We start from the raw sequence: 24,179 nt of genomic DNA, 5'->3' as shown, positions 1-24,179 counted from the left end.
CTCATACCAGGATTACCAGATAATGCAAAAGTTACTAACTATTGCTATTCCTACATACAATCGTGCTGCATTGCTAGATAAACAACTGGCTTGGTTAGCAATAGCAATTAAAGGTTTTGAGTCGGAATGTGAAATTATTATTTCTGATAATTGCTCAACAGATAATACACCAGGCGTTGTCAAAAAATGGCAATCTGTTTTTAGTAATACTGTATTTATAGCGAATAGAAATCGGGAAAATATAGGGTTAATGCCTAATATTGCTTTTTGTCTTCAAGCTGCTGGTAGTAAATATGTTTGGACTGTGGGTGATGATGATCCAATTCAGGAAAGAACCCTAGCTCATGTCGTAACTACAATTAAAAGAAATCCCAGTTTATCACTGATGTTTCTTAACTGTTGTGGACGTGATCACAAAACAAATCAAGTTTTGGTAAAACACTGGTTTCCTAGTGATAGTGATGAAATAATTACTAATAGTAAACCTGTATTTGAACAGTATTTACAGAATAGTTTTGGTGGGGTACTGTTCATGACGGCTACCATTTATAAAACTGAACTAGTTCAGCAAGCTTTACAACAGTGGACTACTTCTTGTAAAAATTTGGCATCCCAAGCATATTGGACTGGATTTTGTGCGGCTCATGGAAATGTAATTGTCACTCAAGATAATTATTTGGAATGCACAATGCACGCTAGTTCCTTAGAAGAAAATCCTCGCTGGTCATTAATGATGCGATATGTCTACATCCCAGAAATTTATCTGAAATTATTAAGTTTAGGATATTCTGCTAAATTTTGTCAACGCATGATTCTAGAAAATATTTTCAAATTAAGTGATTGGAAAATATTATTTGGTGCTTTAAGAAGATGGCCAGTTCTAGCCACAAATATTATAATTACTTACTTGCAATTGGTAGGTAAATTTATATATCAATTGAATTTTAATCAGCAAAAATCATCAATCAATATTTCACATCTCAGTAATTAAATAGAAGATAAAATCCTTCTCTATTAACCATCAAAAACCATGAACAAACTCCTAACTATTGCTATTCCTACTTACAATCGAGCCGATTTACTAGATAAACAATTAACTTGGTTATCTCAGGCTATTAAAGGATTTGAAACAGAATGTGAAATTTTAGTTTCTGATAACTGTTCTACGGATCATACTCAATCTATCATTAATAAATGGGAGAATCTTCTCCAAGATATCACATTCAAATCAAATAAAAATCCTGAAAACATAGGCGTAATGCGAAATATTTTTCATTGCCTAAGTTCTGCCACAACCAAGTATGTTTGGACAATTGGTGATGATGATCCCATTCAAGAAAGAGCAGTCGCTTATGTGATGGATAAAATTAAAAATATTGATAATTTATCATTATTGTTTTTGAATTTTTCTGGTCGAAATCAAATTACTGGTGAAGCAGTACATCCACCAAAAATAGTTGGTAATCGCTGGTTTGATGCCGATACTGAAGATGGTAAAGGTGATGGTAAAGCAATATTTGAACATTGTTTTACTAAAAGTGTAGGAGCAGTAATTTTTCTAACTGCTACAGTATATCGTGCTGATTTAATTAAACGCGCTCTCCAAATTTGGCCAACTGCTAGTAATAATTGGATATCTTTAGCATATTTAGCTGGTTATTGTGCTGCTAATGGCAAAGTAATTGTCACTAAAGATGTCTATTTAGAATGTATTGTTGGTGTGAGTTATTGGCAAAAACAACCAAAGGCTGCACTTTTAATGCAATACCAACATATACCTGAAGTGATTTTAAAACTTGAGCAAGTTGGTTATTCTAAAGCATATTGTTGTCGGATGCTTTTACAAAACTACCATGAAGTAGACTTGAAAGTTTTTTTAGGAGCGATGAGAAGATGGCCTGTATCGGCTATTAAGACAGTAATTCCTTTTTTAGGTTTAGCTAGTGTGGCCGTATTGGAATTAATACCAATGAGAGAATTTAAAGTAGCAGAAACAGAAATGGACAGAACAACGACTTCAGAAGTCAGAAACTATAAGGGATAAATCAGCAATTGTTTGGACAAAATAAGTTTTGATTGGGAGGTATTTGGATTGTGATTAATAAAGTTGCAGAAAAAATCTCAGTCTTAAAAGATGAGTTAGCTTATCGAGTATCACTTTGGCATCATGGTAAAAATTTACCTGCTATTAGTGCAAAAGATCAATTGATTGTTGATACCCTAAAAACATCAGGTGTTTATATCACATCTTTGGAAAATTTAGGTTTTTTATCTACAGCTACAATGTTAGCTACTGCTAATACTTGTGCAGATAGTATGGTAAATCCCAGAGATATCCATGCAGGATATAAGTTACCGCAAATTTATACGGTTACAGATTTACCAGAATTCTTTAATTGGGGAATTGAAACCCGATTACAAAACATCATTGAACATTATATAGGTTTACCTATCGCTTTTCATGGTGTTCATGTGCGGAAAGACTTTCCTAATAAAAAACAACTGGAAACTTTACTATGGCATAAAGATTCTGAAGATAGACGCATGATTAAAGTCATTATCTATCTAAATGATGTGACTGAAGAACATGGACCATTTGAATACATTCCCCTACCGACTAATGCTTTAGATCAGGTTAAAAATTATCAAGTTGATTATGAATTATGGCGTGTTAATTTTTTGGGAATTAACGATGATAAAATGATGAAAGTTATTCCTAAATCAGCTTGGAAATCATGTCCTGGTAAAGCTGGAACTGTGATTTTTGCAGATGTGAGAAATATTTTCCATCATGGGACTGTGAGAAACCAAGAGCGGTCAACACTATTTTTTACATACACAGCTAACTCTCCTAAACGACCTGAACTTTGTACACAATATCATGATGATACCTTTCCCAAAATAAATCCCCAATTAGGATTAAAGGTATAAACCTAAAATGCAAGAATTGAAATCTTGTAAGGGCGAAGCATTCGGGTGATAATCTATCGCCAAAACCATTAGTAAGGGCGAAGCATTCGGGTGATAATCTATCGCCAAAACCATTAATTTTATGTCCGAATGCTGATGCCTACGGCACGCTACGCGAACGCCCCTACGATTCTGTTATGCTCAATAAAACTTTCCTAAATAACCATGATTTTTACCTCTACTAAACTTGCTGGTGCTTTCATTATTGACTTAGAAGAAAAGCCTGATTCTCGTGGTTTTTTTGCTCGGACTTTTTGCGCTGATGAATTTATTGCTCATGGATTAAAACCAACAGTTGCCCAATGTAATCTTTCTTTTAATCATAAAAAAGGCACATTGCGAGGAATGCACTATCAAACTCTTCCCGCAGCGGAAACCAAATTAATTCGCTGCACTCAAGGAGCTATTTATGATGTGATTGTGGATATGCGTCCTGAATCTCCCACTTATCTAGCGCATATTGGTGTAGAACTGAGTGCAGAAAATCGTCGCGCTCTTTATGTTCCAGAAATGTTTGCTCATGGTTATCAAGCTTTAACCGATGGTGCAGAAGTTGTCTATCAAGTAGGTGAATTTTACACTCCTGGATATGAAAGAGGTTTACGTTATGACGATCCAATTTTAGAAATTTCTTGGCCATTGAGTGCTACAGAAATGTCTGATAAAGATCGCAATTGGCCTTTACTAGAATCTATTTTAATAGGAGTTTAATCATGATTATTGTTGATAAAGCTTTACAAGCCCGGGCTGCATTAGGTAAACCAGTCAAAGTGGCCATGATTGGCGCTGGTTTTATGGGTCGAGGCATTGCTAATCAAATTATCAATTCTGTGCCAGGAATGGAGTTGGTGGCTATTTCTAATCGGCATATTGATAACGCTAAACGAGCTTATTTAGAAGCAGGAATTGAGGATATCAAGATTGTTGCTAATTTAGCTGATTTAGAAGATGCCATAGCTCAAAATAAATATGCAATCACAGAAGATGCTATGCTCTTGTGTGAAGCAGATGGCATAGATGCAATCATTGAAGTGACGGGAACAATTGAATATGCGGCTCATTTGGTGATGTGTGCGATCGCTCATGGCAAGCATATCATCCTCATGAATGCCGAACTAGATGGCACAATTGGTCCCATTCTCAAGGTCCATGCAGACCGGGCTGGAGTCGTCCTGAGTGCCTGTGACGGCGACCAACCAGGGGTAGAAATGAACCTGTATCGCTTTGTCAAAAGCATCGGTTTAAAACCCCTCCTGTGCGGTAATATCAAAGGTTTACAAGACCCCTACCGCAACCCCACCACCCAAGCCGGTTTTGCCCAACGCTGGGGACAAAATCCCGCCATGGTAACAAGCTTTGCCGATGGTACAAAAATCTCCTTTGAGCAAGCCATAGTCGCCAACGGCACAGGCATGAAAGTAGCCAAGCGGGGGATGTTGGGATATGACTACACCGGTCATGTGGATGAAATGACCAAAATGTATGATATTGACCAACTGCAAGAATTAGGCGGTATCGTTGATTACGTAGTTGGCACTAAACCCGGTCCAGGAGTATTCGTATTTGCTACCCACGAAGACCCCAAACAACGCCATTACCTCAACCTTTATAAACTCGGTGAAGGCCCCCTCTACAGTTTCTACACCCCCTATCACCTATGCCATTTTGAAGTTCCCCTCTCTGTAGCTCGGGCTGTCCTCTTCCATGATGCTGTGCTTGCACCAATAGCGGGTCCCGTTGTTGATGTCGTCACCACTGCCAAAATTGATCTCACAGCCGGAGAAACCCTTGATGGTATTGGTTATTACATGACCTATGGACAATGTGAAAATTCCCCCATTGTGCAACAAGAAAACCTACTCCCCATGGGTCTAGCTGAAGGATGTCGCTTAAAGCGCGATATTCCTAAAGATCAAGTCCTCACTTATGATGACGTGGAACTACCTGAAGGCAGACTTTGCGATCAATTACGCGCTGAACAAACCGTTTACTTTGCTCCTGCGAAAACTTTAGCACTCACAAAATAATTTTCAAATCAGCAACAAGATAATTCAGAGGTTTCCTGATATTTTCATTTAACCTCTGAATTCACATATATACAATAGATAACAGAGATTATTTTCATAATCTTGTGAGGTTTTGCATGATTCAAGCTCATATTAAACTAGATAAATTAATTGATACAAAATAAGTGATAAAACCTAGTAATGCAACATGAAAAATTAAATTCCTAGAGAATAAATATTAAAACCAATTGTCAATTACCAAATCGTAGGGAATCCGGTATGAAAATAGCTCTCGTCCATGATTACTTAACTCAACGCGGTGGAGCAGAGCGCGTATTTGAATTACTGTGTAAACGCTATCCCGATGCTGACATTTTCACCTCATTATACGACCCGCAGAAAAGTATTGATTTAGGTGAACGAATTATTAATACCACATTTTTGCAAAAAATTCCTGGTGCAACCAAATATTTTCGGATGTTAGCTCCTTTGTATTTTCCTGCATTTCGTTCCTTGGATCTCCAAGATTATGACCTAATTATCAGCAGTAGCACCAGTTTTGCCAAAGCAGTACGGAAAAAACCTGAAGCTAGACATATTTGTTTTTGTCATAATGTTACCCGCTTTTTATGGGACACAGAAACATATTTACGGGAATACGGAGATTATAGATACTTTGCTCCTCTCATCGAAAGAGTTTTTCAAATGATGAGAAATGTAGACCTGAAATATGCTCAAGAACCCGATCTCTACATTGCTAACTCTAGCATTGTTGCCCAGCGAATTCAAAAAATTTATCACAAACAAGCCATTGCTATTAACTATCCAATTGATACTAGCAACTTTGTTTTTTCCGATACCAAAGAAGAATATTACTTGGCATCGGCGCGGATGATAAGTTATAAACGTCTTGATATAATAGTCGAAGCTTTTAATTGGTTAGGCTGGAACTTATTAATATCAGGTGATGGACCAGAACAAGAAAGATTAAAAGCCCACGCATTACCAAACATCCAATTTCTTGGTCATGTTAGTGATAGAGAACGTAAAGACTTATTTTCTAAAGCTAAGTCAATTATTGTTGCAGCTTTAGAAGATTATGGATTAGTTCCAGTCGAGGCAAACGCTAGTGGTACACCAGTTATTGCCTATGGAGCAGGTGGAGTCTTAGATACTCAAATACCAGGGAAAACTGGGGTGTTTTTCAAAAGACAAACACCATGCTCTTTACAAGCAGCAATACTCGAAGCTGGAGGAATAGCTTGGGATTACGAAACTATCCGTAATCATGCTGTTAGCAATTTCTCAGAACAGTCATTCTTTAGTAAAGTTGAGCAAGTTATTGGTAAAACTAGTAGTTCGTCAAATTTATTTTGACGGGTAATGATCGGAAAAAACTCCTGTTTTTCCCTCCCCTACCTCCCCTACCCCCCCGCTCCCCCCGCTCCCCTTCACCCGTCATTTTTGGATTGACAGACTACTAGTGCAGCATGGCAAAAATAACTAATCATTAAAAATTCCTAGAAAGCTTATATAATTTGCTTTTTTAATTTTTAATTCTGCCCTGCGGTATTAGAGGTGTGCATCGCTAATTCATTTAATTTTTAGGTGTTTGCGTAGTGTATCGCAGATAAGGATAATAAAAGTGGTTCAAACTAGTCTAAATCCCAATATAAATCCAGCATCAGAAACAGAACCAGGTTATGGACAAATGTTTGCAGTAATTCTGCGAAGATTTCCCTGGTTATTATTAGTATTGCTGAGTTCTACTGCTATTGCTGGCATCATCACCTTGAAAACAGAACCCAGCTTCAAAAGCACCATGCAATTGTTAGTAGAACCTAACTATCAAGGCAAGAAAGAAACTGATAACACAGAAAGTCAATTCACTGATACTAATGTGGAGGTAGATACTGCTACTCAATTAAACTTGATGCAGAGTTCTGGACTGATTAAAAAAGCAGTTGATAAACTCAAAGCTGAATATCCAGACTTAACCGTAATGGATTTAAAAAAATCCTTAGTCTTAACTCAAATTAAGAGTCCAGAGGATAAGGTTGTCACTAAAATATTTCAAGTTGATTATACCAGTAACGATCCAGAAAAAACCCAAAAAGTTCTGCAAACAATTCAGCAAGTTTATTTAGAATACAACAAACAACAGCAAAATTCGCGGTTACAAAAAGGTCTCCAAGTCATTAGAGAGCAATTAAGAAAAGCGACAGATGAAGTAACTGTTTCCGAAGCAAATCTACAAAGGTTTCGCAGAAATCAAAATCTAATTGATCCAGATGCTCAGGCTAAAACCGTAGAGACAACTTTAAATACTGTCCAACAGGAACGACAAGCAACTCGTTCTTTGTATGAAGAAGCTTTAGCAAAGCAAAAATCTTTGCAAGTACAACTGAATCGTTCTCCACAAAACGCCTTAGTTTCTTCTCGTTTGAGTCAGTCTACCCGCTACCAAGGCTTACTCAACGAAATCCAAAAAACCGAACTGGCTTTAGCACAAGAACGCTTACGTTTTACTGATGATACTCCCGGCGTTCAAAAATTGAACGAACAACTACAAAGTCAAAAACAACTTTTACAAAAAGAAGTCAGCAGAACTTTAGGAGAAAGCACTAATCCTGTCTTTAGTTCTGGAGATAATCTTTTAGCACAAGGACAACTTGGACAAATTGATCTGAATCTCACAGGTCAATTGGTAGAAACGCAAACTACTATAGTTGCATTAACCGCCCGCGATCAAACTTTAGCCGCAAAAGAGAAAGAATTACAAGCAGACCTCAAGCGTTTTCCCTCTCTATTAGCTTATTACAATCGCATCCTTCCCCAACTACAATTTAGCAGAGAAAGATTAGAACAATTATTAAGAGCCGAACAAAAATTACGCCAGGAACTTTCTAAGGGTGGATTCAATTGGGAAGTAGTAGAAGAACCACAAGAAGGTTCTCAAACTGGGCCTAACATGAGACAGAATCTCCTCTTAGGAGGAGTCATTGGCTTAATGTTAGGAGGGGCTGCTGCCTTCATTCGTGAAGCCGCTGATGACGCTGTACATACTACTGCGGAATTAGAAAAACAGGCTGCTCTCCCCTTATTAGGAACAACTCCTAAATTGCCACCTGCCAGACCCAGAGAATCAATGATCAAATTGCCATTTGGCAAACCAGAAGTTCTGGCTCCTTGGACAATTCAAGTATTACAATCTTCTCCCCGCTGGGAATCACTTGATCTCATTTACAAAAATATCGAACTGCTGAATAAAGTCTCAGATTTAAGATCATTAATGGTAACATCAGCATTACCAGATGATGGTAAATCGGCTTTGGCATTAGGTCTAGCCATGAGTGCGGCTCGTCTACATAAAAAAGTCTTACTAATTGATGCTAATTTACGCGATCCTAATCTGCACAAACAATTAAATCTTCCTAATGAACAGGGACTTTCCAGTTTATTAGAAAGTGAAGTTAATCTGCCTAATCATATTAGTGTTCCTTACTCTGGATCATCTTACATTGATATTTTGACAGCCGGACCAATCCCGACAGATCCTGCCCATCTTTTGAGTTCTCCCCGCATGATCCAATTGATGGCTGCATTTGAAGAAAATTATGATTTGGTAATCATAGATGCCCCCTCAGTGCTTGGTTTAGTGGATGCTATGCTCACAGCATCCTCTTGTCGAAGTGTGGTAATGATGGCCAGCATGGGTAAAGTAACGCGTACCCAACTTAATCAAGCCACAAGGATGTTGAGTAAGTTAAATTTGATTGGTGTTGTGGCTAATGGTGCATCTCCATCTGATAGCACCTATGTACCTTATGTCAAGCCAAAACAATTGGTTTTACAACCGGCAATGGAAGAATAAACCAGAATATTTGCTCAATATTTAACCAGCTACGATAGATTTACCCCTGCACTTGACAGGGGTTTTTGCATTTGAACAACAAGATTAAAGATCCCCAGCTTCTTTAAGAAGTGGGGGATCTAAGTTGAGGAACTAATCCGCTCTAGAGTTATTTTTATTTACCTGATAAGCAAACTATAAGATGTTTTATAAACACAAAATGTTGGTTAATTTTATTTAGTTACCATTAATTCATTTTACCATATCTTAATATTGTGAAGAAAAAAGTAATATTTATTTAAAGAGTGAATAAAGAAGTTGTTTCTTGATGATTTATTTATCAAGAGTCTTATATTGTAGAGATTGAAACCCATCATCTAACTTTCAAAGACAAGAGCAAATAAATTCAGAAATCAAAGCGGATTCCTATATGTATTTTAATATAAACAAATTTTACAAGGAGGAACGCTGGTTAGTCATAAAAGTTAAATCTGCTGATCTTTAATGTATTTTTTACGATTGAGAAAATTTTAATTTCCTGATCGTACAGATCAAGTCAATCTTTTACTACTTTATCACTTTTAATCTATGCCAATTTCAGTCATTTCTAGTCTAAATAATAACTCTATTATACCTCAGTCATCTGAAAATTTTAACTTCCTATCATGTACCTTGCAATGGCGGAGAGGAAAGTTATTGGTGAAAGCTTCTGAAAAATTGCCACAGCCCCATTTAGCTGCACTAGAAAATGAAGCATCGTTAATAGAATGCTTAAAACATTCTCCAGTTAGTTTAGTGAGCATAGATCCAAAAATTGGTGATTCTTTATTAAAAGTTTGGGCAAATGCTTGTCAAAAAGCTAATAAGCCGATATTTATAAACATTTCTGTTTATCGAAAATCGTCAAAAAAAGGTAATCAAATTTTCAGGAATTTACGAATCATCATTGATTGGACTTGGGCTTTATTTCTGCTGCTGTTTATGAGTCCAGTCATACTAGGAGGATTGATAACTATTCAAATATATTCTCCCAAATTGTTGTTTGATTATGAGTGGTATGTGGGAGAAAATAAACAACTTTTTCGAGCTATTAAATTTAGCCCAACAGCTAAACATGAAATGACTAATTTAATTGTTGTATTAGGTACATTTTTTCTAAATAATTTATCTAATGGATTGAATCTATTTCAAGGAAAATTTTGCCTACTTAATAATCGTTGTTTGTCTTTAGAAGATGCGGTTAAATTAAGCTTAGAAGCCCAGAGCAAAAAGTTAAATCAAAAACATAACTTCAGCGGTGCATGGCAAATAGAGAATAAGGTTAATTTGCCTATAGTTTAGAATAAATATATTCACTCTGTGTTTTTAAGCGCTTTTATCTAATTGATGAATACTTCCTGTTCTCATATTGATAACTATGAATTATGTACCTAAGTAAAAAATAAAAACTACCATGCAAACAGCGATTTGTACCGTATTTGAAAAAGACTATCATTATGGTGTGGGGGCTTTAGTAAATTCCTTATATCACCACGGGTTTCGAGGCATAATTTGGGCTGGTTATCGGGGAAATGTGCCACCTTGGGCTAAGTCTTTGAAAACAGAAAATGGTTATCAAGAGTTTTCTTTAGGTGAAGGTTGTGCAATCCGATTTGTCAAGCTAACAACTCCAAAACATCTAGGTTTTTATAAACCTGATTTTATGTCCCAATTATGGGAAAATTACTGTCCAGATATTGATGCCTTATTTTACTTTGATCCTGATATTGTCAATAAATGTGAGTGGGATTTTTATGAAAATTGGGTAAGTCGGGGAATTGCTCTTTGTGGTGATTCTTGGTATTTTGTTCCGGCAAATCATCCTAAACGGTTAGCATGGAAAGAATTTGCTCAAAACAATGGTTTTACTTGTGACCGTGAGTTAGATTATCACTACAATAGTGGCTTCATTGGAGTTCATAAAAATTACAAATCTATCTTGAAACTTTGGCAGCAATTAGAAGAATTGGGTGAGATGGCAGGATATGCCAATTTAGACGATCTTTATAACGATAATACCTTTCATCATTACCCATATCTTTATGGAGACCAGACTTATTTAAACTTAGCATTGATGTTGACTAATTATCCTTTAAGTACAGTTGGACCAGACGGTATGGATTTTGTTCCTGGTGGTACTATCATGTCTCACGCCACAATTCCAAATATTAAACCTTGGCGGAAAAAACTGCTGCTTAGTGCTTTAGAAGGTAGCTCTCCCACCATAACTGATAAATTATATTGGCAACATAGTCAAACACCTATTCAACTTTATTCAATGGCAAAAATACTATGGCAGAAATTTGAAATTCTCTGTGGTTCTGCTCTTGGTCGTTTTATTCGTCGCGCTCCTATGTAAGCATATTTATTTTCTTGAGATTGATGCTTCTGTGCTTAATTATCAAAATTATTGGTCAAAATTTTTATGGATTCCAAATTTCTACCGTCAACAGTGAAAATCTTTCAAGCTACAAGTTTGTGGCAAAATAATCGGGTAATATTACGAGAATTTAAACACTTTCGAGTTGTGGCTATTTTAGCTATCGTATTTTCCGCTTTAGCTGCCAGTTTTGAAGGGTTTGGTTTAGGATTTTTGCTGGTGTTTCTGCAAAGCTTAACTACTCCTGGGGCTGAACCTGTGAAAACAGGAATAGGCTGGTTTGATATTTTGATTTTAGGAATTAATGCTTCCGCAACAGAGCGATTATATCGAATATCAGCTTTAATTGTTGTTACAACCTGTATGCGAGCATCCTTCAATTATATAGGACAGATTTGCATTCAGTTTAGTGAAATAAGTTTAGTAGATAATCTCCGTAAACGAATTTTTCAACAGTTAGAGGCTCAAACTCTTAATTATTTTAGTCATAAAAAATCTGGAGAATTAGTTAATACACTCACCAGTGAAATGGAGAGAATTAGGCAGATTTTTGGTGGACTAGCTTTTTTAATCACTAGAAGTTTTACACTGATTGTCTATTCTATTTCCTTGTTTATTCTTTCCTGGAAACTGACTATAGTTTCTATTTTGCTATTTAGTCTTTTAGCGGTGGCATTATCCACTCTAAATAAACAAATTAGAGAACGTAGTTTTACTATTACTACTGCTAATGATAACTTTACGGCTAGGGTGCTAGAGTTTATCGAAGGTATTCGCACAATTCATGCTTTTTCTACTCAAGAATTTGAGCGAAAACGGTATTATCAAGCCAGTGAAAAAATTGTTAATACGTGGAAAAGTGTTTATTGGATTTCTTTGATAGTTAAGCCTTTGGCTGAAAGTATATCCACGCTAATTCTAATTAGTATGATTATTGTGGCTTTAAGCACAGGATTAATGAAAGTTTCAGCTTTGTTAACTTTCTTTTTTGTCCTGTTCCGCATTATCCCTATGACTCAAGATTTGAATGGAGTCGTGGCTTTTTTAAGTACCCAAGCGGGAGCGGTAGAAAATATCAAGGATTTATTAAAAACTGATGATAAAATCTACTTTCAAAATGGCGCACTCAGATTTCCTAGTTTTAAAAGATCAATTGATTTAGTGTCGGTAGATTTTGATTATAGTCCTGATCAACGAGTTTTACATAATATAACTCTCTCCATTAAACAAGGGGAAATGACGGCTTTAATTGGTTCATCTGGGGCTGGAAAAACTACACTTGCGGATTTAATTCCGCGCTTTCATGATGCTACTGATGGCTATATTTATATAGATGAAGTTGATATTCGCAAATTTGACATTAACTCTCTGCGTTCTCAGATAGCAGTTGTTAGTCAGAATACATTTATTTTCAATACTTCTGTTTGGAATAATATTGCTTATGGGACACCAACAGCTACAGCAACAGAGATTAAAGAAGCTGCACGATTGGCAAATGCTTTAGAATTTATTCTAGAAATGCCGGAAGGTTTCGATACGCAATTAGGAGATAGAGGTGTGCGGTTATCAGGTGGACAAAGACAAAGAATTGCGATCGCTCGCGCATTGCTGAAAAACCCCGAAATTCTGATTTTAGATGAAGCTACAAGTGCTTTAGACTCTGTGTCTGAGCGGTTAATTCAAGAATCTTTAGAAAAGCTATCTGTTGGCCGCACAGTAATTGCGATCGCCCACCGTCTTTCTACTATTGCTAAAGCGAATAAAGTTGTAGTTTTAGAACAGGGAAGAATTGTCGAACAAGGTAAATATCAAGAACTCCTAGAACTTCAAGGTAAACTTTGGGAATATCATCAAATGCAGTATGAAATGACTTCTAAACAGGATACTTAATATCAACTAATAAACTGCTTTGATATTTATATTCAGAGATTGGTAGACTTCAAAAATAACACCATCACTGATTTTAAATATCAAAAATAAAACCTTTAATATTTACTCAATCATCAGGCTAAATATATGACAAATAATCGTTCCCTCAAGTTTCCTCTTAAAATTTATTTTTATTGTGATCCTGTAGAAAATATTTCTATAGGAGAGAAATTTCAACATTTAATAATTTGTTTGGCTGAAGGTTTTCAAGAGTTGGGAATCCCATTTTTTTCTAATGTCAATTATTGGCAAAATTCCTTAGAAACATCAGAATATCTTTTTAAACATCATGCAGATGTGACACCTGATGATTGTTCTATAGTTATATTCACAACCAATTCATATCATATTCAAGAACCATTACCAAAGAACTTATTTCATCCTCAGCGTCAATATATTACTGTTTATTTGGATTGTGAGGATAATAATAAAACCTACAATAAAATACCAGAATTTAGACAATTTGATTTGATTTTAAGAACTCATTTTAATAGCAAACTAAACTATGGTAATAACTTTCAGCCTTGGGTTTTTGGACTGAGTAATCGCATTTTACAAGAACTGAATACCATACCAGATTTTACTGCTAGAAAAAAACAGATTCTTGTCAATTTTCGCCATTGGAAGTCTGGACATCCTGTCAGAAATATTAGCTGTAGTAAGCTAATTCCTCAAATTGAAAACATTCTCTCTATTAATAACTTTGTTGATGATCCAAATCATCATCCGCAAGCAGGATATCATTATCTACAATGGTTACAAACTGGTGGTAGACACTATCCCAATTATTATAAACGTCTGCAAGAATCTGTTGCTTGTACTTGCTTTGGTGGCTTCTTTGTACCTACTTGGCCTAATGATCCTAGTAGTTTAATTAATCGTGGAATTAAACAACTTTTAGCTAAGTTAAAATTACAGTCAAATACAATTCTACAATGGGATAGTTGGCGATTTTGGGAATCTTTAGCCGCAGGATGTGTGACATTTCATGTTGATTTTGAAAAATATGGGATTACTTTACCTGTAATGCCTGAAAATTGGCGACATTATATTGGTGTAGATTTAGATAATGTTCAAGCCACAATAGATAGAATTACAGAAAATCCCGAAATTCTGGAATATATTGCTCAAGAAGGAAGAAGTTGGGCAATTAAAAATTATAGTCCTGTCCCTACAGCTTTGCGTTTTTTAGAGATAGTTTCCCAAAAACAAACAACAACTAAAAGTAAGTAGGTTAGCATTGAAAATCGTCGTTATGGCACTAGGCTTGAGGCAATACTTCGACTTCGCTCAGTAACCAGAGGCAAGAGGCAAGAGTGAAGAGAGTTTCGGCGATTTTACTTTTGGTTACATATTACTCTTCGAGAAGCCGCTCCGCGTCTACGGTTTTTTTCCGTTCACCTACTTAGTTTATCTTCTCATCCTAAAATCAATGTTAAATATTAACTCCTCCGAACCTTTGGTAAGTGTCATTATTCCTACCTATAATCGTCCAGAATATCTAAAACAAGCAATTAATAGTGCCGTTCAACAAACTTATCAAAATCTAGAAATTATCGTTTCTGATAATTGCAGTTCTGAAAATCCCCAAGCACTAGTTGAATCATTTCCAGATTCACGAATTAAATTTTGGCGACATAAAGAAAATATTGGGATGTTAGCTAACCAGTTTTATGGTTTTAAAATTGCCACAGGTAAATATGTGGCTAGTCTCCATGATGATGATATGTGGAATGAGGATTTTTTATCCAAACTTGTTCCCAACTTAGAAGCAAATCCCAATTTAATTTTGGCATTTTGTGACCAATATATTATAGATGGTGATAGTAAAATTAATATTGCTGCCACTGAAAACAATACCCGCAGTTATAAACGTGACCAAATCACTCCCGGAGTTCATGAAAATTTTACTCAAATTGGCTTAATTGATAAAAGTATTCCCACTGCGGCTGCTTGTGTAATCAGAAATGGAGTGCTTAATTGGAATAATATTCCTTCAGAGGTTGACGGAATGTGGGATTTATATTTAACATATCTTTGCTGTATTTCTGGTTATGGAGTTTACTATGTTCCCGAAAAATTAACCAAATATCGAGAGCATGAACAAACTGATACTATGCTCAGTGGTAGTCGCAATGTTCAAGCAAAAATCCGTAAAGGTAAAAGTGAGCTATTCTGTTATCAAACCTTTATGAAAGATCAACAGTTACAAGAATTTAATTCCTACTTTAAAACCAAATGGTTAGAAGCTAATACAACTTTAGGAATTGGCTTATTACGAGATCAAAAAATTACAGATGCTCGCCGTCATTTTTGGCAAACTTTAAGTGAGCAAAAATTTAATTTACGCACTTTAGTCGCTTTAATTATCAGTTTTATTCCTACCAATTTAACGAATAAAATTTGGAACATTTCCTAATTTAGTAAATTACAAGAGGTTATGAGTGAAAATTTGTATTGTTACCCACAAAATCAGAAAAGGCGATGGTCAAGGCAGAGTTAATTATGAAGTGGTTCAAGAAGCCATTCGTCGTGGTCATGATCTGACATTATTAGCTAGTGAAATTGCCCCAGAGTTATCTGAAAATAATGCTGTTAGTTGTATTTATATTCCAGTAGAAAGGTATCCTACTGAATTTATTCGCAATTTCATCTTTGCTAAAAAAAGTGCCGATTGGTTGCGTAAAAATCGAGCTAATTTGGATTTAATTAAGGTCAATGGCGCGATTACTATGGGGGCAAGTGATGTGAATGCCGTGCATTTTGTACATGGTTCTTGGTTGAAATCGCCTGTGCATATTTCCCATAACCGTAAAGATTTGTACGGGTTATATCAATGGTTATTTACTGCGGCTAATGCTTATTGGGAAAAACAAGCTTTTTGCCAATCTAAAATTATTATTGCTGTCTCAGAAAAAGTTGCCCAAGAATTAGTAAATATTGGTGTACCTCGTTCACAAATTCGGGTGGTTGCTAATGGTGTAGACTTACAAGAATTTGCTCCCGGTGTCAGTTCTCGGACGGCATTAGGATTACCTGAAAATGTCAATTTGGCCTTATTTGCAGGTGATATTCGGATTTCCCGGAAGAACTTAGATACTGTACTTCATGCTTTGGTAAAAGTTCCTAAATTACATTTAGCAGTTGTCGGTGGTACTCAAGATAGCCCTTATCCGGCAATGGCAAAAGCATTAAATATTAGTGAACGAGTGCATTTTTTAGGTTATCGCCATGATATGCCCCAAATTCAACGGGCATCAGATTTATTTGTGTTTCCGTCCCGTTATGAACCCTTTGGACTTGTAGTGATTGAAGCGATGGCTTCAGGTTTGCCCGTGATTACCGCCACTACTACTGGTGCGGCTGATTTAGTTAATCCCGACTGTGGCATCGTTTTAGACGATTGTGATGATGCTAATGCTTTAGCAGAGGCGCTGGAGTTGTTAAATAGCGATCGCTCACTGCGTCAACAAATGGGTAAAATTGCCCGGACTATTGCCGAACAACATAGCTGGTCAACAATGGCACAAACCTATCTAAATATATTTGAGGAGTTAATCACCCATGAGAAACACAGTTCTCATCCCCACCTATCGCCGTCCTCAAGACCTAGCCCGGTGTCTGAAAGCACTGCAACAGCAAACTAAATCAGTTGATCAGGCGATCGTTGTTGTCAGAGATACAGACACAGAAACCCAGCAATTCCTCCACCAATTTCCGCCCCATCTCCTCCCCTTACAGATTGTCACCGTCACCCAGCCGGGAGTCGTCGCCGCCCTCAACGCCGGACTAGCACAAGTACAGGGAGACATTCTTTCCATCACCGATGATGATGCCGCCCCCCACCCGGATTGGTTAGCCAAAATTAATACTCACTTCAGCGTTAATTATACCATTGGTGGCGTAGGTGGTCGTGATTGGGTGTATCAAGGAGACAAATTAGAAAATGGTTCCCGTCCCATAGTTGGTAAATTGCAATGGTGGGGGCGCGTCATTGGCAACCATCACTTAGGAGTAGGCGCACCCCGTGAAGTTGATGTTCTCAAAGGTGTGAATATGAGCTTTCGTACCCAGGCGATTGGCAAATTGCGATTTGATGACAGAATGCAAGGAACGGGCGCACAGGTACATTTTGAAATGTCCTTTGCCCTCACCCTCAAACGCGCTGGATGGAAAATAATTTATGATCCCAGCATTGGAGTAGATCACTATCCCGCCCAAAGATTTGACGAAGATCAACGCCACAACTTTAACGACACCGCATTAATTAACCTAGTCCACAACGAAACCTTAATTTTATTAGAACATCTTTCACCCCTGCGTCAAATTGTATTTTTATCCTGGTCAATTTTAGTTGGGACAAGAGAAAGTTTAGGAATATGTCAATGGTTAAGATTATTTCCCCAACAAAAAGAAATTGCCAGTAAAAAATTGCGAGCATCCTTACAAGGAAGATGGTTAGGATATCAAAAATATAGAAAGATAGGAAATCACCATCTTGTAGGAGTCAGGAGTTAAGAATCTTTATCCGCGTTCATCTGCGTTCATCTGCGTTCAATACCTCTTTAAATACTCCTTCCTAATACAAAATAGGCAAACATAGAGAATGATTTCCAAACCAATACTTTTCAATACAGTTTTAAAAGAACAATTTTCTCCCCAAGATCGATCTGCCCAAAGTTGGATGATCATTCTTGCTTTTATCCTCCTGATCACAGCTTGCTACTTTACCAGTACAGGTAGTTTACGCCTCGTTTTTCCCGCCACTGCTTTTCTAGTAGCGGCGTTTTTATACTTGCGGCATCCCATTCACTATATCGGCTTCACCTGGTGGATATGGTTTCTCACCCCCTTAATCACTCGTTTAGTTGACTATAAAATTGGCTGGGACCCCACCAGACAAATGTTAATTGCACCTTATTTAGTCGTATTCCTGACAATATTCACCTTTTTAAAACATCTACCTAGCAGTCTTCGGCAAGGGGGACTACCATTTCTTTTAGCTGCTATAGGAGTTTCTTATGGATGTTTAATAGGTTTAATTTACAATCAACCACTCCCTGTAGTTCGGAGTTTTTTAGATTGGTTAAGTCCGATAATTTTTGCTTTTCACCTATTTTCTAATTGGCGAGATTATCCCAGTTATCGTCAACATCTGCAAAGAACATTTATTTGGTGTGTACTCATCCTTGGTGCTTACGGTGTCTATCAATTTGTTGTCGCTCCTGAATGGGACAGATATTGGCTAATCGAATCGAAAATGTTTACCAGTGCTGGACAACCAATTCCTTTTGGAATGCGCGTCTGGAGTACATTACACTCACCTGGACCATTTGGAACTGTTATGCAGACTGGATTACTATTATTATTTACCAGCACCGGTCCGTTAATTTTCCCCGCTTCTGCTGTGGGTTATTTATCATTTTTACTTTGCCAAGTGCGAACAAGTTGGGGCGGTTGGTTATTAGGAATTATTATGATTTTTGGTTCAGTAAAACCCCAGATTCAAATGCGCTTAATTACTATAATTTTAGTGATGACAATCTGTGTTATTCCCTTGGTAACTATTGAACCGCTTTCTAAAGTCATTACCACTCGATTTGAAAGTTTTTCTAATCTGGAAGAAGATGGTAGTTTTAGAGATAGATCTGCAACTTATGACAGAAACCTGGGATTAGCCCTTTCTAATGTTGTCGGTAATGGCTTTGGAAATATTTGGAAAGTGAATGAAAAAACTGGACAAATAGAAGTGATTGTTATTGATAGCGGCATTTTAGATATGTTTTTTACCTTGGGTTGGATTGGTGCTATACCCTATATTGGTGGGTTAGTATTGATGCTGATTACTGTTGGTAATTATACAGAAGGTCGTTTTGATAGTTTTCTCAGTGCTGCCCGCGCTATTGGTATCAGTTCTTGCGCCCAGTTAATTATCTATAGCGGGATGTTGAGTATTGCGGGGATGATTATGTGGGGATTTTTGGCAATGGCTATGGCCGGACATAAATACTACAGCAGACCGCAGAGTTGAATTAAAACCCCTCCTGAAGGTGGGGAAATAAAAGAAATTGGCTTATTTGCTCCTTTGTGCGATGACACCACAGAGGAGTTATAATTATTATGATCACATTTTATTGATAAATTGTGATAGAATTTAGTATAAATATTTCCTGTATGAAAAGTAGTTAAACTATTAAACAAGAGGTTAAATACCATGTTAAAAATACAACCTCCAACTATAATTGATTTTCAACCAGCAATTGCTGCTAAAGATAAAGATGATAAATATATTTTGATCATAGATGTGAGATTTTCCGCTATGTATTCTTCCCCGGATCTTAATATCTTAAAAATGGAAGAATACCAGCATATTCCTTTTTTAATGTTTGTTAATTCTAATGTCATGAGAATCTTTAAGAGTCCGACTTTTACAGAAGTAGCAAGATTGGACACAAAAAATGTTTTAAAACATTATGATGTAGGCAGTATTGAAGGTATCATCTATCAATCTACTTTAATAACTTTAACTCAATCATGGTTAAGAGATTTAGCTTATCATTGGAAAAGTGAAACCCCTCCTTACATTGAGGAAATGAAGGAAATTGGCTTATTTACTCTTTTGTTTGATGGTACAACAGAGGAGTTAGACTTATTATGATTATTTATTTAGAAACTAATTCAATTATGGCAATTGCCAAAGGAAGAAACAAAGAATTAGAAGATTTTGTCTATCATTCTTCAGGAAACTTAAAATTTGTTATTCCTAGTATTTGTTTAATGGAAACCCTGGTAGCGATAGAAAGAGAAGAAAAACGTAGTCAATCTTTTTCTCAAACTATTCAAATAGAAATGAATGAAGGTAAGAGAAATAAAGAATTAACTAATTCTCAATCTTTTGCCAATTATTTAGAACTTTGTTTGATTGATTATGGAAAAGTATTACGAGATTTTAGAAAGCGTTTTTTGAATATTCTCGAATATTTAAAAAATCATGGTGAATTGATTGAACCAAGCATTAAAATGTTAGAAGCTACTTTAAATAATCCTTTACTACTTGGGAAAAATCAAAGAAGAGATGATTTTATTTTACAGGTTATTTTAGCTCATGCTGAAAATAATTTATCAATGGATAAAGTTTTTTTTAGTGAGAATACTAAGGAATTTGGTAATACTAATATTCAACAGGTATTAGCTAATTTGGGAATTAATTATTTTAGTAAAATCTCTAATTTAGAAGGATGGTTAAATAAACAATAAAAAATGCTAACTTGCATGGTTAATTTTCAAATTCTTCTAATGGTGCATCGAAATTATCAGACAATAATTCTAGGAAAATATGACAAAATGTAATAGAAATATCTTCTACATCAAAATTAGTTAAACAAAAAGCAGCTAGAAACTATGAAAGCCTTAGAAGTTACTGGAAAAATACAAGAAGGACAATTAACCTTAGATTATCCTTTAGAAATTGATAATTTTAATACTGTTAAGGTAATTATTCTCCTACCAGAAGCAGGTGATATTGATGTTGATGATACTCCAATTCAGGAAATAAAAGAGAGTTTGTGAACATTGCAAAAATTAGATCCCCGACTTCTTAAAGAAGTCGGGGATCTTGTTGTTCTTAGGGGTATGAATAACGCTCCGCGAACATTACCTCAACCCAACCTACTTGAAAAAGTATTAAATATCTAAGTCCATCTCTATCTGATTAACTCTGATTTCTTTGTGTTTTTCTGCACTTTTAAGAACCTCATTAATTAAGGGAATATTTAACTTTTGTTTGTTTTCAATAATATCTTGAATTGTAATAATCTGAACTTTATCACAACTATGAGTCATGAATTTATTTTGATAAAAGCCAGCGGATTTGGCAGTTTTTAACATATCTTTTGTAGGATTTTCTAAAGTTATAAATACAGCTATACTAGCATTTTCTAGCGTCATTGTTCCTAGTAAATCCCGGATATCTCCTGATTTAACTTTACCAGATTTAACTTGAAAAATTACTTTCTCTAGTTCACCTTTATCACCATAAAATAAAACAGTTCCATCTACACCTTTATCTGCACCTTTTTTAGTGTTAATTATGGCTCGATTATTAGTATAAGTTAAAATTGCCCATTTTTCAAATTCTTTACGAGTGCGATCATCTGCTTTATTTGCTAATGCTATTGCACTTTCTATATCTTTAGGTATACCATGAAGTTTGATGTTATCTACAAATTCTTTACCAAAGCTGTCTTCTAATCTTTTTAAAATTAAACTAATACTTTGATAAGTAATATCAATTCCTATCCATTGTCGGTCTAATTTTTGGCAAACTGCAACAGTTGTACCACATCCACAATAAGCATCTAATATTACATCATTTTCATTAGAACTGGCTTTGATAATTCTTTCTAATAATGATTCTGGTTTCTGTGTTGGATATCCTAATCTTTCAGCTTTAATAGTTATTCCCGGAAATTCAGTCCAAATATCATCAGGACTAATACCAGGCATTTCATTAAGATACTGTTTTAAATAAGGCTTACCAGTTTTTGAGTAATAAATTTTCCCTTCAGCCTCAAATCTTTCCATATTTTCATAAGAAAATGCCCAATATCTACCAGCAGGAGGTAAAGTTCCTTTCCAAGAGTAAGATGTATTTCCACCTGGTTTAGCGGCTGATAAATCAGAAGTTTTAAACCTTCGACCATCAGCATCAATTTTATTATATGAAGAATCAATATAAGAATCTGAATAGTTTTCATAAACTGTATTAAATATTGATTTTTTAACATTTTTTACATAAAATAAAATCACATCATGAACTCTGCCAAATTGTCTTGCACCTTGTTTACCATCATTATGTGTTGTAGTTCGTTTCCAAACAATTTCATTTCTAAATTCTCCACCTTGAGAACAAAAAACAGCATCTAATATTAACTTCAAATAATGACTAGCACTAGGATCACAATGTAAATAAAAACTTCCTGTAGGTTTCAAAACTCGATGTATTTCTGTTATTCTTAAAGTCATACTCACCAAATAAGCGAGTAAACTTCCTTTCCCTAAAACATTACTTAAACCTGTAATTAAAGCAATACATTGTTGAGTAAATAAACCATGATAATTAGTAATGATTTCATCTATTCCCCGAATAGCGTGATCATCCCATTCCCAAGTATCAATAAATGCTTGAGCTTGTGCTTTATCTTCTCCACCAATATTATTATAAATTTGATTATAATTACGTTTGGAATTAAAAGGAGGATCAATATAACATAAGTCAACAGACTCGTCTTTTATATAACGTCTTAAAACTTCTAAATTGTCCCCATAATAAAGTTGATTAACCATTGTTTTCGTGCAATTATTTTGCTTAAATTAACCATGATTAATCATTCTTATCCCTAATTACTTTTTTGTCATACCAGAAAATATGAGATATTCTCTGATGTTTTATTAAGAAATTTTAAGAAAATACCTGAAAAACCCTGATAATCTGGAAACAGATTGAGTTATAATGGCTACAAAGGTTAACTTATCTAAGTTTTATGGCTGTTACAGAAATTTTACAATTTGTGGATAATTTAGTATTTACTAAGACTGATAAACATTTAGATGATCTGCAAAAAAAGATTATTGAGGAACTATTTCAGGGTAAAACTTATAAGCAAATTGCCAATATTTATGATTATGATGAGGGTTATATTGGTGATGAAAGTAGAAATTTATTTAAAATTTTGTCTGAGGTTTTAGGTCAAAATATTAATAAATCTAATTTTTGTTGGACTATAGAAAGAGTTACAAATTCTCACATCGCTAAAATTATTAATTTTGAAAATAATATTAAAAATAATCATATTAATTGGTGTCCTAATCATCATCAATCAAATCATCAACAACAAAATAATAATAATACAGAAAAATCTAAATTATCTTACCATGATTTAACTTTAGCACCTAAAATTATTCGTTTCTACGGACGAGAAAAAGAATTAAACTTTTTATCTCATGGGATATTAAATCAAAATGCTCATTTAATCTCTGTTTTAGGATTATCTGGAATTGGTAAAACTACCCTTGTAAAAAGATTTGTTGATCTAAATCTCCAACAATTTGAAGTTATTATCTGGAGAAATTTAAAATTTCCTAAATCTCTAAATTTACTTATTGATGATTTATTGAATGTTTGTCAACAGGAAGCTAAAGCAACCATAGATGATAAATTAAAACAATTATTTAATATCCTTAAAAATAAAAAATGCTTAATTATTTTAGATGATCTAGAAAATATCTTTGTTAATCGTCAATTTGCAGGACAATATAAACCTGAATATCAAGATTACAAAACCTTTTTACAAATGATCACAGAAATTGAACATCAAAGTTGTTTAATTCTCATCAGTCAGGAAAAATGCCAACAAATGATTTCTTTAGATAGTGAACTTTATCCAATTCATTCCTTAGAATTATCAGGTTTAGATAGTGCAGCTACAGAGATATTAAAAAATCAAGGATTAAAAAATGAGGAAACTTGGTTAAACTTAATTAACTTATATGAAAGTCATCCTAAATATTTACAGTATATCAGTATTTTAATTAAAGATGTCTTTGAGGGTGAAGTTGCCGAATTTATCAAAGAAAATAGTTTAATTTTAACAGAAGATTTTAAAACTCTGTTTGATTTAATATGGATGAGATTATCTGAAGTTGAAAAAGAGATATTATTAAAAATCAGTCAAAATGATCAACCTATATCTAGAGATGAGATAAAACAACTTTTATCATTATCATCAATGGATATAATTAACGGGTTACAATCATTAACAAGAAGATTTTTAGTATCCAAATTAGAAAATGATCAAAAACTATATACTCTTTCCCCCATTTTTAAAGAATATCTCAGAATTTATCATCATTAATTATACTCCCTTCCTCTTGCTATTGGCATCTGGACTGTGAGAAAATTATTTATGCAGCATCTCAGCACAAAAGGCTATGGACTGATAGA

Annotated in this window: 21 protein-coding genes; 19 read left to right on the top strand and 2 right to left on the bottom strand. The window is 35.1% G+C overall.

Going from position 1 to position 24,179, the window contains the following annotated elements; translation table 11 throughout:
* The first annotated feature begins 22 nt into the window (after window positions 1-22).
* The 3 genes from FJR09_RS04270 to FJR09_RS04260 are packed head-to-tail and all read left to right on the top strand — an operon-like array spanning window position 23 to window position 2,931.
* Window positions 23-991, top strand: coding sequence for a glycosyltransferase family 2 protein (locus FJR09_RS04270; protein ID WP_015078004.1), 969 nt, complete (start codon window positions 23-25; stop codon window positions 989-991).
* 39 nt (window positions 992-1,030) lie between these two features.
* The gene (locus FJR09_RS04265; RefSeq protein ID WP_168651581.1) at window positions 1,031-2,044 is read left to right on the top strand and encodes a glycosyltransferase family 2 protein; all 1,014 of its coding nucleotides are present in this window, start codon (window positions 1,031-1,033) and stop codon (window positions 2,042-2,044) included.
* A 50-nt stretch (window positions 2,045-2,094) separates the two neighbouring features.
* Window positions 2,095-2,931: a hypothetical protein gene (locus FJR09_RS04260; RefSeq protein ID WP_015078006.1), complete on the top strand. Its 837-nt coding sequence runs from the start codon at window positions 2,095-2,097 to the stop codon at window positions 2,929-2,931.
* On the opposite strand, the gene FJR09_RS25755 is transcribed toward FJR09_RS04260, so the two are convergent.
* Window positions 2,920-3,045 carry a hypothetical protein gene (locus FJR09_RS25755; RefSeq protein WP_256369501.1) on the bottom strand — a complete coding sequence of 42 codons (126 nt, stop codon included), beginning with the start codon at window positions 3,043-3,045 and terminating at the stop codon, window positions 2,920-2,922. The two genes, FJR09_RS04260 and FJR09_RS25755, sit on opposite strands and share 12 nt — an antisense overlap.
* A 90-nt stretch (window positions 3,046-3,135) precedes the next feature.
* Between FJR09_RS25755 and rfbC the strand changes: the two genes are divergently transcribed.
* The 15 genes from rfbC (at window position 3,136) to FJR09_RS04185 (ending at window position 20,746) form a co-directional block, all read left to right on the top strand.
* On the top strand, window positions 3,136-3,681 hold the full coding sequence (rfbC, locus tag FJR09_RS04255) for a dTDP-4-dehydrorhamnose 3,5-epimerase (RefSeq protein ID WP_015078007.1): 546 nt from the start codon (window positions 3,136-3,138) through the stop codon (window positions 3,679-3,681).
* A gap of 2 nt (window positions 3,682-3,683) precedes the next feature.
* Window positions 3,684-4,997, top strand: coding sequence for an NAD(P)H-dependent oxidoreductase (locus FJR09_RS04250; protein WP_015078008.1), 1,314 nt, complete (start codon window positions 3,684-3,686; stop codon window positions 4,995-4,997).
* Between the two features lie 258 nt (window positions 4,998-5,255).
* Window positions 5,256-6,353, top strand: coding sequence for a glycosyltransferase (locus FJR09_RS04245; protein WP_148759698.1), 1,098 nt, complete (start codon window positions 5,256-5,258; stop codon window positions 6,351-6,353).
* A 268-nt stretch (window positions 6,354-6,621) separates the two neighbouring features.
* Complete coding sequence (locus FJR09_RS04240; protein WP_168653235.1) at window positions 6,622-8,850, top strand: polysaccharide biosynthesis tyrosine autokinase; 2,229 nt, start codon at window positions 6,622-6,624, stop codon at window positions 8,848-8,850.
* A gap of 567 nt (window positions 8,851-9,417) precedes the next feature.
* A complete protein-coding gene (gene hepC, locus FJR09_RS04235) occupies window positions 9,418-10,170 on the top strand; it encodes a heterocyst development glycosyltransferase HepC (protein WP_015078011.1) in 753 nt (250 codons plus the stop codon).
* Window positions 10,171-10,282: 112 nt separating this feature from the next.
* A complete protein-coding gene (locus FJR09_RS04230; protein WP_168651579.1) occupies window positions 10,283-11,227 on the top strand; it encodes a hypothetical protein in 945 nt (314 codons plus the stop codon).
* A 66-nt stretch (window positions 11,228-11,293) separates the two neighbouring features.
* A complete protein-coding gene (hepA, locus tag FJR09_RS04225) occupies window positions 11,294-13,138 on the top strand; it encodes a heterocyst formation ABC transporter subunit HepA (RefSeq protein ID WP_168653234.1) in 1,845 nt (614 codons plus the stop codon).
* A gap of 126 nt (window positions 13,139-13,264) precedes the next feature.
* Window positions 13,265-14,410: a hypothetical protein gene (locus FJR09_RS04220; protein ID WP_015078014.1), complete on the top strand. Its 1,146-nt coding sequence runs from the start codon at window positions 13,265-13,267 to the stop codon at window positions 14,408-14,410.
* A gap of 199 nt (window positions 14,411-14,609) precedes the next feature.
* Window positions 14,610-15,596, top strand: coding sequence for a glycosyltransferase family 2 protein (locus FJR09_RS04215; RefSeq protein WP_168653233.1), 987 nt, complete (start codon window positions 14,610-14,612; stop codon window positions 15,594-15,596).
* A 25-nt stretch (window positions 15,597-15,621) separates the two neighbouring features.
* A complete protein-coding gene (locus tag FJR09_RS04210) occupies window positions 15,622-16,824 on the top strand; it encodes a glycosyltransferase family 4 protein (protein ID WP_168653232.1) in 1,203 nt (400 codons plus the stop codon).
* Window positions 16,742-17,695 carry a glycosyltransferase family 2 protein gene (locus FJR09_RS04205; protein WP_168653231.1) on the top strand — a complete coding sequence of 318 codons (954 nt, stop codon included), beginning with the start codon at window positions 16,742-16,744 and terminating at the stop codon, window positions 17,693-17,695. The genes FJR09_RS04210 and FJR09_RS04205 overlap by 83 nt, the downstream gene beginning before the upstream one ends.
* A gap of 88 nt (window positions 17,696-17,783) precedes the next feature.
* On the top strand, window positions 17,784-19,208 hold the full coding sequence (locus FJR09_RS04200; RefSeq protein WP_168653230.1) for an O-antigen ligase domain-containing protein: 1,425 nt from the start codon (window positions 17,784-17,786) through the stop codon (window positions 19,206-19,208).
* Between the two features lie 183 nt (window positions 19,209-19,391).
* A complete protein-coding gene (locus tag FJR09_RS04195; RefSeq protein ID WP_015078019.1) occupies window positions 19,392-19,835 on the top strand; it encodes a hypothetical protein in 444 nt (147 codons plus the stop codon).
* On the top strand, window positions 19,832-20,434 hold the full coding sequence (locus FJR09_RS04190; RefSeq protein ID WP_168653229.1) for a PIN domain-containing protein: 603 nt from the start codon (window positions 19,832-19,834) through the stop codon (window positions 20,432-20,434). Before FJR09_RS04195 ends, FJR09_RS04190 begins: the two co-directional genes overlap by 4 nt.
* 144 nt (window positions 20,435-20,578) lie before the next feature.
* Window positions 20,579-20,746 (top strand): hypothetical protein, encoded by a 168-nt coding sequence (locus tag FJR09_RS04185; RefSeq protein WP_168653225.1) that lies wholly within the window; start codon window positions 20,579-20,581, stop codon window positions 20,744-20,746.
* Between the two features lie 114 nt (window positions 20,747-20,860).
* On the opposite strand, the gene FJR09_RS04180 is transcribed toward FJR09_RS04185, so the two are convergent.
* Window positions 20,861-22,522, bottom strand: a complete 1,662-nt coding sequence (locus tag FJR09_RS04180; protein WP_168653228.1) for a DNA methyltransferase — start codon at window positions 22,520-22,522, stop codon at window positions 20,861-20,863.
* Window positions 22,523-22,719: 197 nt separating this feature from the next.
* Here FJR09_RS04180 and FJR09_RS04175 point away from each other — a divergent pair, with 197 nt between their 5' ends.
* On the top strand, window positions 22,720-24,090 hold the full coding sequence (locus FJR09_RS04175; RefSeq protein WP_168653227.1) for an NB-ARC domain-containing protein: 1,371 nt from the start codon (window positions 22,720-22,722) through the stop codon (window positions 24,088-24,090).
* Window positions 24,091-24,179 lie beyond the last annotated feature (89 nt).

The sequence above is a fragment of the Dolichospermum sp. UHCC 0406 genome, assembly GCF_009712025.1.
Taxonomy (GTDB): domain Bacteria; phylum Cyanobacteriota; class Cyanobacteriia; order Cyanobacteriales; family Nostocaceae; genus Dolichospermum; species Dolichospermum lemmermannii.
Note: the sequence above shows the minus strand (reverse complement) of the source record. Positions and strands in the feature narration are given on the sequence as shown.

Excerpts from the sequence above, each read along its gene's own strand:
- FJR09_RS04270 (WP_015078004.1), top strand. The coding sequence starts at position 23 with ATGCAAAAGTTACTAACTATTGCTATTCCTACATACAATCGTGCTGCA.
- FJR09_RS04265 (WP_168651581.1), top strand. The coding sequence starts at position 1,031 with ATGAACAAACTCCTAACTATTGCTATTCCTACTTACAATCGAGCCGAT.
- FJR09_RS25755 (WP_256369501.1), bottom strand. The coding sequence starts at position 3,045 with ATGGTTTTGGCGATAGATTATCACCCGAATGCTTCGCCCTTACTAATG.
- rfbC (WP_015078007.1), top strand. The coding sequence starts at position 3,136 with ATGATTTTTACCTCTACTAAACTTGCTGGTGCTTTCATTATTGACTTA.
- FJR09_RS04250 (WP_015078008.1), top strand. The coding sequence starts at position 3,684 with ATGATTATTGTTGATAAAGCTTTACAAGCCCGGGCTGCATTAGGTAAA.
- FJR09_RS04245 (WP_148759698.1), top strand. The coding sequence starts at position 5,256 with ATGAAAATAGCTCTCGTCCATGATTACTTAACTCAACGCGGTGGAGCA.
- hepC (WP_015078011.1), top strand. The coding sequence starts at position 9,418 with ATGCCAATTTCAGTCATTTCTAGTCTAAATAATAACTCTATTATACCT.
- FJR09_RS04230 (WP_168651579.1), top strand. The coding sequence starts at position 10,283 with ATGCAAACAGCGATTTGTACCGTATTTGAAAAAGACTATCATTATGGT.
- hepA (WP_168653234.1), top strand. The coding sequence starts at position 11,294 with ATGGATTCCAAATTTCTACCGTCAACAGTGAAAATCTTTCAAGCTACA.
- FJR09_RS04220 (WP_015078014.1), top strand. The coding sequence starts at position 13,265 with ATGACAAATAATCGTTCCCTCAAGTTTCCTCTTAAAATTTATTTTTAT.
- FJR09_RS04215 (WP_168653233.1), top strand. The coding sequence starts at position 14,610 with ATGTTAAATATTAACTCCTCCGAACCTTTGGTAAGTGTCATTATTCCT.
- FJR09_RS04205 (WP_168653231.1), top strand. The coding sequence starts at position 16,742 with ATGAGAAACACAGTTCTCATCCCCACCTATCGCCGTCCTCAAGACCTA.
- FJR09_RS04200 (WP_168653230.1), top strand. The coding sequence starts at position 17,784 with ATGATTTCCAAACCAATACTTTTCAATACAGTTTTAAAAGAACAATTT.
- FJR09_RS04195 (WP_015078019.1), top strand. The coding sequence starts at position 19,392 with ATGTTAAAAATACAACCTCCAACTATAATTGATTTTCAACCAGCAATT.
- FJR09_RS04190 (WP_168653229.1), top strand. The coding sequence starts at position 19,832 with ATGATTATTTATTTAGAAACTAATTCAATTATGGCAATTGCCAAAGGA.
- FJR09_RS04185 (WP_168653225.1), top strand. The coding sequence starts at position 20,579 with ATGAAAGCCTTAGAAGTTACTGGAAAAATACAAGAAGGACAATTAACC.
- FJR09_RS04180 (WP_168653228.1), bottom strand. The coding sequence starts at position 22,522 with ATGGTTAATCAACTTTATTATGGGGACAATTTAGAAGTTTTAAGACGT.
- FJR09_RS04175 (WP_168653227.1), top strand. The coding sequence starts at position 22,720 with ATGGCTGTTACAGAAATTTTACAATTTGTGGATAATTTAGTATTTACT.